Raw genomic sequence first — 12,051 nt, 5'->3', positions numbered from 1 at the left:
GGATGGACCTACGACAGCAGGTGCAGCGGGAGCAGCGGGAGCAGCAGGAGCGGAAGCAGCGGGAGCAGCAGGAACGCGAACAGGACCAGGGCCAGGACCAGGCCGGTCCGGCGGGCGGGTTCACCGAGGCGATGTCACGGCTGGTGTCCGGGGTGGCGGTCGTCTCCGCCCGGCGGGGCGACGGGCGGCCCTGTGGGCTGCTCGTGTCGTCCGTCTGCTCCTACAGTGCGGCCCCGCCGTCGGTTCTGGTGGTGCTTGCCCGCAGTTCGCGGACCTGCCGCGAGCTGGCCGCCCGGCCGGGTTCGTTCTTCGGCGTCCACCTGCTGGCACGCACCCACTCCGCCCTGGCCCAGACCTTCGCGGGCAGTTCCGAGGACAAGTTCGCCGGCGTGCCCTGGGAGTGGGACGGGCCGGTTCCCCGGCTGGCCGGCGTCCCGGTCTACGCGAAATGCCGTGCGGGCGTGCTGCTCCCGCACGGCGATCACGTGATCGTGGTGGGCGAGGTGGTCGACTGCTCGGTGGCGGAGGGCGAGCCCCTGGTGTACTTCCGCCGGCGCCTCGACTGGCGTCTCGGCGAAGCCGCGCGCGGCCTGCCCCCTGCCCGCTGACCAGAGTGCCCGCTGACCAGACGTGCCCGGGCCGGCGGCCCGGGCACCGGTCCGGGCCGGCCGTCAGCCGCCCTGCGCGGTCGGCCGGAGCGCACCCGTGGGGCGACAGCCGTCGTGCCTGGCGTTCTCCGGCCGGGCCCCGCTCAGCAGCGCCTGCTGCGCCGTGCGCAGGCCCGGGCCCGGTTCGATGCCGGTGTTCTCCACCATGGTGCGCCGGGCGCGGGCATAGGCGTTCAGCGCCTCGGCGCGGCGCCCCGCCGTGGCCAGGGCGATCATCAACTGTTCGTGGAAGTCCTCGCGCAGTGGGTGGCGTGCGCAGAGTTCCTCGAGTTCGCCGACGACCTCGCGCGCCCTCCCGCTGCAGATGTCGGCGCCGATCCGGTCGTGCACCAGGGCCAGTCGTTCTTCTTCCAGCCGCACCGTGTAGTGCTCGGGAAGGCACGCCCCTCCGAGGTCTCCGGGAGGGGTGCCCCGCCAGAGGGCCAGGGCTTGATGAAACGCCTTTGCCGCGGAGGCGCAGTCTCCCGCGGCCCGCAGGTCCCGGCCGAGCCCGGCCAAGGCGCGGAACCGGTCGAGATCCAGCTCGCCCGGCCCCACGCGCAGCAGATAGCCGTTGCCGGAGGTGAGCAGCAGCGGGTGCCGACGCGCGTCGCCGCCGTCGCGGCTGTGCTCGGGGTCCAGGACGCGCCGCAGCCCCGACACGTACATCTGTACGGCCGCCACGGCCGACTGGGGCGGCCGGCCGTCCCAGAGCTCGCCGATCAGCGTGCAGATCGGGAAGCGCCGGTTGGCGTGGAGCAGCAGCAGCGTGAGCAGGGCGCGCCGCTTGAGAGAGGTGGGCGTGCAGGGCACTCCCGCCCGGTGGACTTCCAGGGGCCCCAGGATCCGGTACGTCGGCCTGTCCGTCGCCCATGGTTCAACTTCCGGGTCCCCGCCGGGCGCGGCCGACAGGCCGGGACCGGGCCCCAGACAGCCGCTTAAGAGTGGGTCCGCCGAGGATCTTGCCGTTCTGACCAGCACTGATCTGCCACCCCCGCGCTACCGGCGCCCTCGGGCGCGCTGTCCTGTCGGTCGGCACGCGGTGGGACTCACCGGCGCTCCTGTCATGGATACGGGATCAAGCGAGCGTGTCATGGGCTCGAACAGGCCAACTTCCCAGCAGAATAGGTGAGTTATGCATCGGTAGGGGGCCTCTCCCGTCGCTCCCGATCAAACTCGGCCAAATATCCCGGCGCCTGAGCCAGGTCGAGCCTTCTCCTTGGCAGCGGGCCGCCACAGGGTTAGCGTGCCTCGATCTCCTCCCGCTGAGCACGTTCTTCCTCACTGTCGATCGATCCTCACCTGTCGATCGATCCATCGACCTGCCGTGAGAGGCCTCCATGTCCGCACGTCGTATCGCGGCGGCGACCGCCACCCTGGCCGCCGCCGCTCTCGTTTCCCCCCTGCTCCTCGCCGGGCCGGCCACCGCGGAAGCCGACGATCCGAGCCGGGCCGATCGGGGCGACGCACTGGCCAGGGAACTCGTCAGGGAGTCCACGGCCAAGGACGCCTTACGCCACCTGAGGACCTTCCAGGCGATAGCCGACTACAACGGCAGCACGCGGGTGGCCAGTTCCAAGGGCCACGAGCAGTCGGCCGCCTACGTGCAAGGGGTGCTCCAGGCCGCCGGCTACAAGGTCTCCCGCCAGGAGTTCGACTTCGTCTACACCGACGATCTCGCCGAGACCCTCACCGTGCTCTCGCCCACGCCGCGCGACATCACGCTCCAGCTGATGGCCTACACCGCCAACGGCCCCGAGGGCGGTATAACCGCGGACGTGGCCGTCGCCCCCGTGGACGCCGACAACACCCACGGCTGCGAGCCCACCGACTTCGCCGCGGGCGCCTTCACCGGCAAGATCGCCCTGATCAAGCGCGGCGGCTGCAGCTTCGCGGCCAAACAGGCCCATGCCCACGCGGCGGGCGCGCTCGGCGCCGTCGTCTACAACAACACCACGGGCAAGATCAACGGCACCATCGGCGACGCGGCCCTCGCGAGGATCCCCACCGGCGGCATCAGCCAGGAGGACGGCGAGGCGCTGGCCGCCGCGGGCCCGGTGACGGTGACGCTCGACATCCACGAGCTGCGCGAGAACCGCAAGACCTTCAACGTGGTGGCGGAGACCCGCGGCGGCGACGCGGCCGGCACCGTGTTCCTCGGCTCCCACCTGGACTCGCTCCACGACGGCCCGGGCATCAACGACAACGGCTCCGGCTCGGCCGGCATCCTCCAGGTCGCGGTCAAGCTGGCCAAGTCCCAGGACAAGGTCAGGAACAAGGTCAAGTTCGCCTGGTGGTCGGCCGAGGAGTTCGGCGTGCTGGGCTCGCAGGCGTACCTCGCCTCACTGACGGAAGAGCAGAAGAGGCAGATCAGGCTCTACCTGAACTTCGACACGATCGGCTCCCCGAACGCCGCCTACTTCCTCTACGACGGCGACGACTCGGACGGCGTCGGAGCCGGCCCCGGCCCCGAGGGCTCCGCCCAGCTGGAGAAGGGCATCACGGACTTCCTCGACTCGAAGGGCATCCCGCACGAGGGCACCGACTTCACCGGCCTCTCGGACTACGCGCCGTTCATCGCGGCCGGGATCCCGTCCGGCGGCACCTTCACCGGCGCCGAGGGCATCAAGACCGAGGCCCAGGCCGCCAGGTTCGGCGGGCAGGCGGGGGTCGCGTACGACGTGAACCACCACACGGCCGACGACGACATCACCCACATCAACATGCGGGCGCTCGACATCAACATCGACGTCATCGCCGACGCGGTCGGCCACTACGCGTACGACCTCGGCCCGCTCACCCAGCCGGCGGCATCCGTCCTGACGGACCGCAGCTCGGGCAGCGGCGGCGGCCCGCGTGACGGCTACAAGCACCTGACCGAATAAGAGGTCACATCATCCCGGTCAACGCGGGGCCGTGGCCTGCGCGATGAGGATCGCGACGTCGTCGTGGTCGTCGGGGTGTCGCAAGGAGTTCAGGAGCCACTGGCAGGTGTCGTCCAGAGGCCGGCGCGGTCCGTCGAGGGTGTCGAGCAGGGTGTCGAGGCGTTCATCGATGGGGTGGTGGCGGGTTTCGACGAGGCCGTCGGTGTAGAGGACGAGCCGGTCGCCCGGGCTCAGATCGAAGGCGGTGGTGTGGAAGGGGACGCCGCCGACGCCGAGGGGTGCGCCGGTGGGCAGGTCGAGCAGCCGGGGGTGGCGGCCGTCGGGGGCGAGGACGGGCGGGAGGTGTCCGGCGTTGGCGATGCGGCACCGGCGGGCGCGGGGGTCGTAGACGGCGTAGATGCAGGTGGCGATGTAGTGCTCCAGGCCGCGCGTGATCTTGTCGAGGTGCTGGAGTACCTGGTCCGGGTCGAGGTCGAGGTCGGCGAAGGCGCAGGTGGCGGTGCGCAGGCGGCCCATGGTGGCAGCGGCGTCGATGCCGTTGCCCATGACGTCGCCCACCACCAGTGCCGTCTTGTCGCCCTCCAGCGGGATGACGTCGTACCAGTCGCCTCCGATCTCTGTGGATGCCTGGGCGGGCTGGTAGAGGGAGGCGACCTCCAGGCCCGCGAGGGGTGGCGGATGGCCGGGCAGGAGGCTGCGCTGGAGGGTTTCGGCGGTGTTGCGGACGCTCTGGTGCCAGCGGGCGTTGTCGATGGCGACGGCAGCCCGGGCGGCAAGCTCCACGGCCAGGATTTCGTCGTCTTCGTCGAAGGGGAGCGGGTTGCGGGCGCGCAGCAGGTCCAGGGCGCCGAGGACCTCGTTGCGGGCGATCAGCGGCACGGCGAGGTAGGAATGCACGCCGGCCTCGGCGAAGGCGGCCGCGGCGTCGGAGTCTCGGGCGATGTGCTCCAGATCGTCGCCGCTGGCGTGGGCGATGACGATGGGCTGTCCGGTGTGGACGCAGCGCGTGATCAGCCGGTCCGCTCCGTACGCCGCGAGGTCGCCGACGCCCAAGGAGGCGCTGGCCGCACGCGTGGGATAGGCGGCGGCCACGGCCAGGGCGCGGAAGAGCTCCGGGCCCGGCTCGCGCGAGGGCGTGGTGCGGCGGAAGGCCAGGACGTCGTCGAGGACATCGACCGCCGCGACGTCGGCCAGGTCGGGCACGGCGACCTGGACCAATTCCTGGGCGGTGTGTTCCACCTCCAGGGTCGTGCCGACGCGGGCGGAGGCGTCGGCGATCAGGGCCAGGCGGCGCCGGGCCCGGTCCGCCTCGGTGGTGGCCCGGTGGCGTTCGCTGACGTCGACGACGGAGTTCGCGACTCCGATGACCCGGCCGCTGGGGCCGTCGAGCCGGTAGTACGACACCGACCAGGCGTGATCGTGGTCCGGGTCGGCCAGGGTGCGGCCGACGGTGTACTGGTCGATCAGCGGGGTGCCGGTGAGCAGCACCTGGCGCATCGCGGACTCGATGGTCTCCACATCGAGGAACGGCAGGATGTCCTGGGGGTGCTTGCCGATGTGGTCGGCGGCCGGGATGCCGTTGATGCGTTCCAGTGCCGGATTGACCAGCAGATAGCGCAGGTCGGTGTCCAGCAGGGCGATGCCGATGGGCGCCTGGGACACCAGGCGCTCGGACAGGGCCAGGTCCGTCTCCACCCGCGCCAACGTGCTCTGGTCGGCGGCGATGCCCAGCGCGTAGACGTCCCCGAGGTCATCCAGCAGCCGCATGTTGCGGAACTCCACCAGGCGCGTACTGCCGTCCTTGTACCGGATGGGGAACGCGCCGGCCCAGCTCGCACCGGTGCTCATCACCTCGGCGAAGAGCTTGACCACCAGGTCCTGGTGATCCTCGCGGACCAGCAGCTGCGCCGCGTACTGGCCCAGGGCTTCCTCGGCGGTGTAGCCGAACACGGAATCGGCCTGCGGGCTCCAGAACACGATCCGGCCGCGGGTGTCCAGCACGACCGCGGCCACGCTGAGCAGATCGAGCAACCCTCCCGGCGGCGTCGGCGCCGCCCGGCGGTCCCGCTCGTGGAGCGGCTCCTGGGCACCCATCCTGGATGGCTCCCTCCTGAGCGGAGCCCGCTAAGGGCGCGCGCCGGTTGGCTCTCTTCCATGCTGCCCCTTGAACCCGGGCTGCACGATCCGGCCGCGCCTGCGACGTGTCATGCGCCCGCGTACGCAGAGTGACGGTGGGGTGCCGTCAGCTCTCCTGCTTCCGCGCGTTCTGCGCGTCCTTCGCGTCGATCTCCGCGATGAGGCCCTCGATCAGGCCCTTGATCTCGTCACGGATGGGGCGGACGGCCTCCACCCCCTGTCCGGCCGGGTCCTTGAGCTGCCAGTCCAGGTACGTCTTGCCGGGGAAGTACGGGCAGGCGTCCCCGCAGCCCATGGTGATGATGTAGTCGGATGCCCGGGCGGCCTCGGGAGTCAGCACCTTCGGCTTCTGGTCCGAGATGTCGATCCCCAGCTCGGCCATCGCGGCGACGGCGGAGGGGTTGATCCGGTCTCCGGGCGCGGAGCCGGCGGAGCGGACCTCGACCCGGTCGCCCGCGAGGTGGCGCAGGAATCCGGCGGCCATCTGGGATCGGCCCGCGTTGTGGATGCAGACGAACAGCACGGATGCGAGCGGGGTGGAGGACATCGTCTCTTCCTTCAGTCCAATGACTCAGCCCGGGTTGGTATCAGCCCCGAGTGATGTGACAGTATCAGCACATGATGACGTCAGTCGACACTGATCTGATGCGGGTGCTGGCCGACCCGCTCAGGCTCCGGATCGTGACCCTCCTGGCCGACGAGACGCTCTGCACCACCCACCTCATGGAAGAGACGGGCGCCAAGCAGACGAACCTCTCCAACCACCTGAAGGTGCTGCGCGAGGCCGGGGTCGTGGACACGGAGCCGTGCGGGAGGTTCACCTACTACCGCCTGCGTCCGGAAGTCATCGCCCGGCTCGCCGGTCAGTTCGCCGACCTCGCTCGGACCGCGCGCGCCACTGCCGAGGCGAACCTCAAGCGGTCCTGCCCGTAGCCCGTAGCCCGTAGCCCGTAGCCCGTGGCCCGTAGCCCGTAGCCCGTAGTTGCTCTTTTGCCTCACCTGCCCGAGGAGTCCCCGCCTTGTCCGCTACCGAGCCCGTCGCCGCCGCAGTCGCCGCGGAGGCCGTCATAGCCGCCGACGCGCCCCAGCCCGCGCCCGGCGCGACCCCGCCCCGTACCCCGCTCATCGCCCGGGCCGCCGCCGAGCTGGTCGGCACCGCCGCGCTCGTGGCGGTCGTGGTCGGCTCCGGCATCCAGGCCACCGAGCTGACGCAGGACGTGGGCCTTCAGCTGCTGGCCAACTCCACAGCCACGGTCTTCGGCCTCGGCGTCCTCATCGCCCTGCTGGGCCCGGTGTCCGGAGCGCACTTCAACCCGGCCGTCACGCTGGCCGAGTGGTGGACGGCCCGCCGCGGCGGCGCCGGGGTCAGCGCCCGCGAGCTCGCCGTGTACGTGCCCTCCCAGATCGCGGGTGCGATCACGGGCGCGATCCTGGCGGACGCGATGTTCGGCGAGCCGCTGGTGCAGTGGTCCACGCACGACCGCTCGGCCGGGAACCTGCTGCTCGGCGAGGTGGTGGCGACCGCTGGACTGATCCTGCTGATCTTCGGCCTGGCCCGTACCGACCGGCTGCGCTTCGCACCCGTCGCGGTCGCCTCGTACATCGGCGCCGCGTACTGGTTCACCTCCTCCACGTCCTTCGCCAACCCGGCCGTCACCGTCGGCCGCGCCTTCACGGACACCTTCGCGGGCATCGCCCCCGCCTCAGTCCCCGGCTTCGTCGGCGCCCAGCTGGCCGGCGCGGTCGTGGGCCTGGCCCTGGTCGCGGTCATCTTCATGCGCGGACAGCACGAGCCCGCCGCATGACCCGGCACGCGGACGTGGTGGTGGTCGGCGGCGGCCAAGCAGGGCTCGCCGCCGGCTACCACCTGCGCCGGGCGGGCCTCGACTTCACCGTCCTCGACGCCCAGGCCACGGCGGGCGGGGCCTGGCAGCACGCGTGGGACTCGCTGCACCTGTTCTCTCCGGCCGCCTACTCCTCCCTGCCGGGCCGGCTCATGCCACCGCAGGCGGGAAAGGCGTTCCCGGACGTCTCCCACGTGCTGGAGTACCTCTGCGACTACGAGAAGCGGTACGAACTCCCCATCCAGCGTGGCGTCCGCGTCGAGGCCGTCCGTGACCAGGGCCCCCTCCTGCACGTCGAAACGGACTCCGGTGACCTCACGGCCCGCGCCGTGATCAGCGCGACCGGCACCTGGTGGCGCCCCTTACTGCCCGTCGTCTCCGGCCAGCCGGACTTCCGGGGCAGCCAGCACCACACGGTGGACTACCGCAGCCCCTGGGACTACGCGGGACAGCGCGTCATCGTGGTGGGTGGCGGCAACTCAGGCGCCCAGATCGCCGCAGACCTCGCCCCGCACGCCACCGTCCGCTGGGTCACCCGGCGCCCGGCCCGCTACCTCCCGGACGAGATCGACGGCAGCGCCCTCTTCGAACTGGCCACCCGGCGCGTCCAGTCCGGCGGTCCCCGCATCCGCGACCTCGGCGACATCGTCGTCGTCCCGCCCGTACGCGCCGCCCGGGACGCCGGCCTCATCCCGGACCACCGGATGTTCGACAGCCTGACGGCCGACCGGAGCACGCTGGGCCGACGGCGGCGTCTGGCCCTGCGACGCGATCATCTGGTGCACCGGCTTCCGCCCCGCCCTGTCGCACCTGTCTCCGCTGGGCCTGCGCACCGAGGGCGGCCGCATTCCCACCGAGGCCACGCGCGCCGTCGCGGACCCACGGATCCACCTGCTCGGCTACGGCGACTGGACGGGCCCCGCCTCCGCGACCCTGGTCGGCGTCGGCCGCACCGCCCGCGAAGCCGTCCGCGAGATCGCCCACCGCCTGCGCTGAGGCATCGACCCGCTCTCCGCGCGGCGGGCCCGGGCCGGCGCCCGGGCCCGTGTGTGTCGGCGAGGCGCTCCGACGGGGGACCTGTGTCCGTTCCCCGCGTCAGGCGACGGTGAGCGTGCCCTTCATGCGCGGGTGGATCGAGCAGATGAAGGCGTAGCTGCCGGGCTTGTCGGGAGCCGTGAAGGTCGCGGACTTGCCTGCGGCGATGTCACCGGTGTCGAACGCCTTGCCGGCATCCGTCGCCGTGACGGTGTGCGGGGCCGAGTCCTCGTTGACGACGGTGATCTTTTCTCCGGGGCGGACCTTCAGCTCTTGTGGGACGAACTTGAATCCCCGGATGGTGATGCGTGTCGCGGCGGCCGTGGTCCCATAGGACGGCGTGCCGGCCGGCGGCGCGGCCGTGCCACTGGAGGACTCCGTACAGGCGGAGAGCGTGAGCAGCAGGCACAGGGCCCCGAGGGTCGAGGCGACGGTTCGGCCGGTGTTTCGGCCGGTGTTTCGGCCGGAGTGAGCGATCAGCATGGGTCAGCCCTTCGGACGGGTGTGTACGGCCAGGCCAGGCTCGCTCGTCGGCGGTCAGGCCGCCTGTCCGGTTCCGCCATTCGCCTCATACAGCCACCGGAGGGCGTACCGCGTTCGTCGTCGTGGGCGCGGGGCGGATCAGGGGCCGTTCCGGAGCGGTCCGAAACGACCCCCTGATCATTTCCGGGTCCATGCGGGGACGGGCGGCGGCCGGGGCGCGCGCGGGGCGCTCAGACGATGCCCTCGGCTATCTCGGCCTGTTCGCGGGCGTTCCCGTACGCCGACGGGGTCCCGTACGACCGCCGGGCGGCGTACCACCATCCGCTGGCCAGGATCAGGACCACCGCCAGGGCGATCACCGCGTAGTTCATGGAGTCGATGGTGACCGGCGACTTCTGCGGCAGGCAGAACAGGACGGTGACGACGGCCACCCAGACGACGGCGATCCACCCGATCGGCTTGCTCCAGCGGCCGAGGCTCCACGGGCCGGGCTGGAAGCGGTTTCCGGCGCGCAGGCGCAGGTAGATCGGGATGGCGTAGGCCGGTGTGATGCCGATGACGTTGATGGCGGTCACGGCCCCGTACGCGGTGGGGGAGTAGAGCGACGGCAGCGCCAGCACGCCGGCGACGGCGACCGAGAGCCATACGGCCGGGACCGGTGTCTGCGTACGGCTGCTGACCTTGCGCCACAGGGAGGAGCCGGGCAGCGCGTTGTCGCGGCTGAAGGCGAAGACCATCCGGCTCGCGGCGGCGACCTCGGCGTTGCCGCAGAAGAGCTGCGCGACGATGACGACGAGGAGCAGGGCGGTGGCGCCGCCGGAGCCCAGGGCGTCGAGGAAGATCTGGGCCGGCGGGACACCGGTTTTGCTGTCCTGGACGGCCGCGTAGTCCTGGATGGCGAAGGTGAGGCCCGCGAGCAGCGCGAACCCGGCGATCCAGGAGACCCAGATGGCGCGGACGATGCCCCTGGCGGCGGAGACGGAGGCGTTGGAGGTCTCCTCCGAGAGGTGCGCGGAGGCGTCGTACCCGGAGAAGGTGTATTGGGCGAGCAGCAGGCCGACGGCCGCCACGTAGAACGGGTTGGCCCAGCCGGTGTCGTTGACGAACTCGGTGAAGACGAACGAGGGCGACTGGTGGTGGTCGGGGACGAGGGCCAGCGCGCCGACGATCACGGCGACCCCGCCCAGGTGCCACCAGACGCTGACGGAATTGAGCACGCTGACGAGGCGGACGCCGAAGAGGTTGAGCGCGGCGTGCAGCAGCAGGATGCACAGGAAGATCACGAACGTCAGGCCGGGGGTGGGCACGACGCCGAACTGGAGGTTGAGGAAGGCACCGGTGAACAGGGCGGCGCCGTAGTCGATCCCGGCGATGGCGCCGAGCAGACCGAGCAGGTTCAGCCAGCCCGTGTACCAGCCCCAGCGGCGTCCGCCGAGCCGGTCGGCCATGTAGTAGAGCGCCCCGGAGGTGGGGTAGGCGCTGGTCACCTCGGCGAGGGCGAGGCCCACGCAGAGCACGAAGAGGCCGACGCCGGCCCAGCCCCACAGCATCACGGCCGGACCGCCGGTGCCCAGGCCGAAGCCGTACAGGGTCATGCAGCCGGACAGGACGGATATGACCGAGAAGCTGATGGCGAAGTTGCCGAAGCCGCCCATCCGGCGGGCGAGGACGGGCTGGTAGCCGAGCTCCCTGAGCCGTTCCTCGTCGTCCTGCCGGGGCGGGGCCTTGCTGTCCTGGCGGACGGTCGGCGCGGTTCGGGACATGGGGAGGTACCTCCGGGGGTTCGTGAAGCGCGGGGACGGGGAGCGGGGGTGGGGAGCGGGGGTGGGGCGTACGGCCGGTGGGGCCGTGGGTCCGCGGGGGAGCGGAGGTCAGCCCCGGCCGGCCAGGCTGCGGGAGCGGGCCCGCAGGAAGACCTCCGCGGCCAGTTCCTGGTCGGCCGGGTCGCGGGTCCGGTGGGCCCACGGCAGGGTGGTCCAGTACCGGTCGATCGCGTCGAAGACCTGGGCAGCCTCGCCGAACCGGTGGGCGCCCCACAGGGCATGGGCGAGGTGGTTCAGATCGAGCGGGGAGGCGCGGCGCAGGTCGGCGTACCGGAACCAGGTGTCCAGGGCGTGACCGGCATCGCGCACGGCGTCCTCGGCGGTCCAGTGGAGGTCGAGCGCCTTCTCCTGGCCGCGCTCGCGGCGGTAGCGCTCGATGCTCAGATAGAGCGGCAGGACGTGGACGGCGGACCCGGGCGGAGCCGAACCGGCCGCCCAGTGCACGAAGTTGGCCGCCTCGGTGAGCGGCCCGGGCGTACCCGCGCACACGAACTGGAGCATCCGGTGGTACGCCTCGCGGTTGTGCGGGTCGCGCTTGTCGGCCTGCGCCAGAATGCCCCAGGGGCCGGGGGGCAGCATCAGGCCGGGCGGCGGGAGCCGGTGCTCGTCCATGGAGCGGTGTTCGTCGAGGAGGGCGAGGGCGAGCAGGCAGACCCAGGGCACGGGGTCGGCCGGGCTGAGCTCGGCGGCGTCCCGGCAGGCCGCCCACGCCTCCTGCCACAGCTCGCGCGTGCGGGGGTGGCGTGCACGGTGGGCGCGGACGGCCCGTTCGACGACGACACGGGTGTGCATGACGGACGCGGCGACGCTGCGCGGCTCCTCGGCCCGCCAGGCTTGGACCACGTCCGATCCGGCGGCGACCGCGGCGAGCACCTGGGTGCGCTGGGTCCACAGCCCCCAGCCGTCCGTCCGGTCGAGTAGGTGCGCCATCGACAGCCAGCGGCCGGTGCGCAGGTCCTGCACGGCGACACGCAGCTCGTTGTCGTGGCCGGCGGGGTGGTAGACGGGCCGGAAATCGCTGGCCGCCATCACCTCGTCCCGGTCGACGGGTGGCCGGGACGGGCGCGTCTTGCGGTGGTCGTGGTCATCGGTCCTCGCATCGCATGGCCTTCGCGCCGCCTGGTGATCGGCGATCACTATAGAGCGAGTGTGAGCATTCGTGTCATGGATCTTTTCTCATGCAACTAACAAGCCACTT

At 71.7% G+C, this 12,051-nt stretch carries 10 protein-coding genes and 1 pseudogene; 5 read left to right on the top strand and 6 right to left on the bottom strand.

The window, feature by feature from the left end; translation table 11 throughout:
* The first annotated feature begins 2 nt into the window (after positions 1-2).
* Positions 3-608 (top strand): flavin reductase family protein, encoded by a 606-nt coding sequence (locus tag ACZ4TV_RS02915; RefSeq protein WP_468130014.1) that lies wholly within the window; start codon positions 3-5, stop codon positions 606-608.
* A 63-nt stretch (positions 609-671) separates the two neighbouring features.
* Here the strand turns inward: ACZ4TV_RS02915 and ACZ4TV_RS02910 are convergent, their stop codons facing one another.
* The gene (locus tag ACZ4TV_RS02910; protein ID WP_468130012.1) at positions 672-1,460 is read right to left on the bottom strand and encodes an AfsR/SARP family transcriptional regulator; all 789 of its coding nucleotides are present in this window, start codon (positions 1,458-1,460) and stop codon (positions 672-674) included.
* Positions 1,461-1,987: 527 nt separating this feature from the next.
* On the opposite strand from ACZ4TV_RS02910, the gene ACZ4TV_RS02905 reads away from it, so the two are divergent.
* Positions 1,988-3,532 (top strand): M28 family peptidase, encoded by a 1,545-nt coding sequence (locus ACZ4TV_RS02905; RefSeq protein ID WP_468130010.1) that lies wholly within the window; start codon positions 1,988-1,990, stop codon positions 3,530-3,532.
* A gap of 18 nt (positions 3,533-3,550) precedes the next feature.
* Here the strand turns inward: ACZ4TV_RS02905 and ACZ4TV_RS02900 are convergent, their stop codons facing one another.
* Together ACZ4TV_RS02900 and ACZ4TV_RS02895 are read right to left on the bottom strand one after the other, a co-directional pair.
* A complete protein-coding gene (locus ACZ4TV_RS02900; protein ID WP_468130008.1) occupies positions 3,551-5,626 on the bottom strand; it encodes a SpoIIE family protein phosphatase in 2,076 nt (691 codons plus the stop codon).
* 148 nt (positions 5,627-5,774) lie between these two features.
* Complete coding sequence (locus ACZ4TV_RS02895; protein WP_468130006.1) at positions 5,775-6,215, bottom strand: arsenate reductase ArsC; 441 nt, start codon at positions 6,213-6,215, stop codon at positions 5,775-5,777.
* A 71-nt stretch (positions 6,216-6,286) separates the two neighbouring features.
* Between ACZ4TV_RS02895 and ACZ4TV_RS02890 the strand changes: the two genes are divergently transcribed.
* From ACZ4TV_RS02890 to ACZ4TV_RS02880, 3 genes and pseudogenes are all read left to right on the top strand, one after another.
* Positions 6,287-6,601: an ArsR/SmtB family transcription factor gene (locus tag ACZ4TV_RS02890; protein WP_468130004.1), complete on the top strand. Its 315-nt coding sequence runs from the start codon at positions 6,287-6,289 to the stop codon at positions 6,599-6,601.
* An 86-nt stretch (positions 6,602-6,687) separates the two neighbouring features.
* The gene (locus ACZ4TV_RS02885; RefSeq protein ID WP_468130002.1) at positions 6,688-7,473 is read left to right on the top strand and encodes an aquaporin; all 786 of its coding nucleotides are present in this window, start codon (positions 6,688-6,690) and stop codon (positions 7,471-7,473) included.
* Positions 7,470-8,508 (top strand): annotated as a pseudogene (locus tag ACZ4TV_RS02880) (ArsO family NAD(P)H-dependent flavin-containing monooxygenase). Before ACZ4TV_RS02885 ends, ACZ4TV_RS02880 begins: the two are co-directional and overlap by 4 nt.
* Before the next feature lie 99 nt (positions 8,509-8,607).
* On the opposite strand, the gene ACZ4TV_RS02875 reads toward ACZ4TV_RS02880, so the two are convergent.
* From ACZ4TV_RS02875 to ACZ4TV_RS02865, 3 genes are all read right to left on the bottom strand, one after another.
* Positions 8,608-9,030: a cupredoxin domain-containing protein gene (locus ACZ4TV_RS02875; protein WP_468130000.1), complete on the bottom strand. Its 423-nt coding sequence runs from the start codon at positions 9,028-9,030 to the stop codon at positions 8,608-8,610.
* A gap of 230 nt (positions 9,031-9,260) precedes the next feature.
* Positions 9,261-10,793: an amino acid permease gene (locus ACZ4TV_RS02870; protein ID WP_468129998.1), complete on the bottom strand. Its 1,533-nt coding sequence runs from the start codon at positions 10,791-10,793 to the stop codon at positions 9,261-9,263.
* 108 nt (positions 10,794-10,901) lie between these two features.
* Entirely contained in the window at positions 10,902-11,882 is a 981-nt protein-coding gene (locus ACZ4TV_RS02865) for a hypothetical protein (RefSeq protein WP_468129996.1), read from the bottom strand.
* Between the last annotated feature and the right edge of the window lie 169 nt (positions 11,883-12,051).

The organism is Streptomyces sp. NPDC028910 (assembly GCF_055564955.1).
The sequence above is the reverse complement of the archived record's forward strand: the minus strand, read 5'-3'. Positions and strand labels throughout refer to the sequence as shown.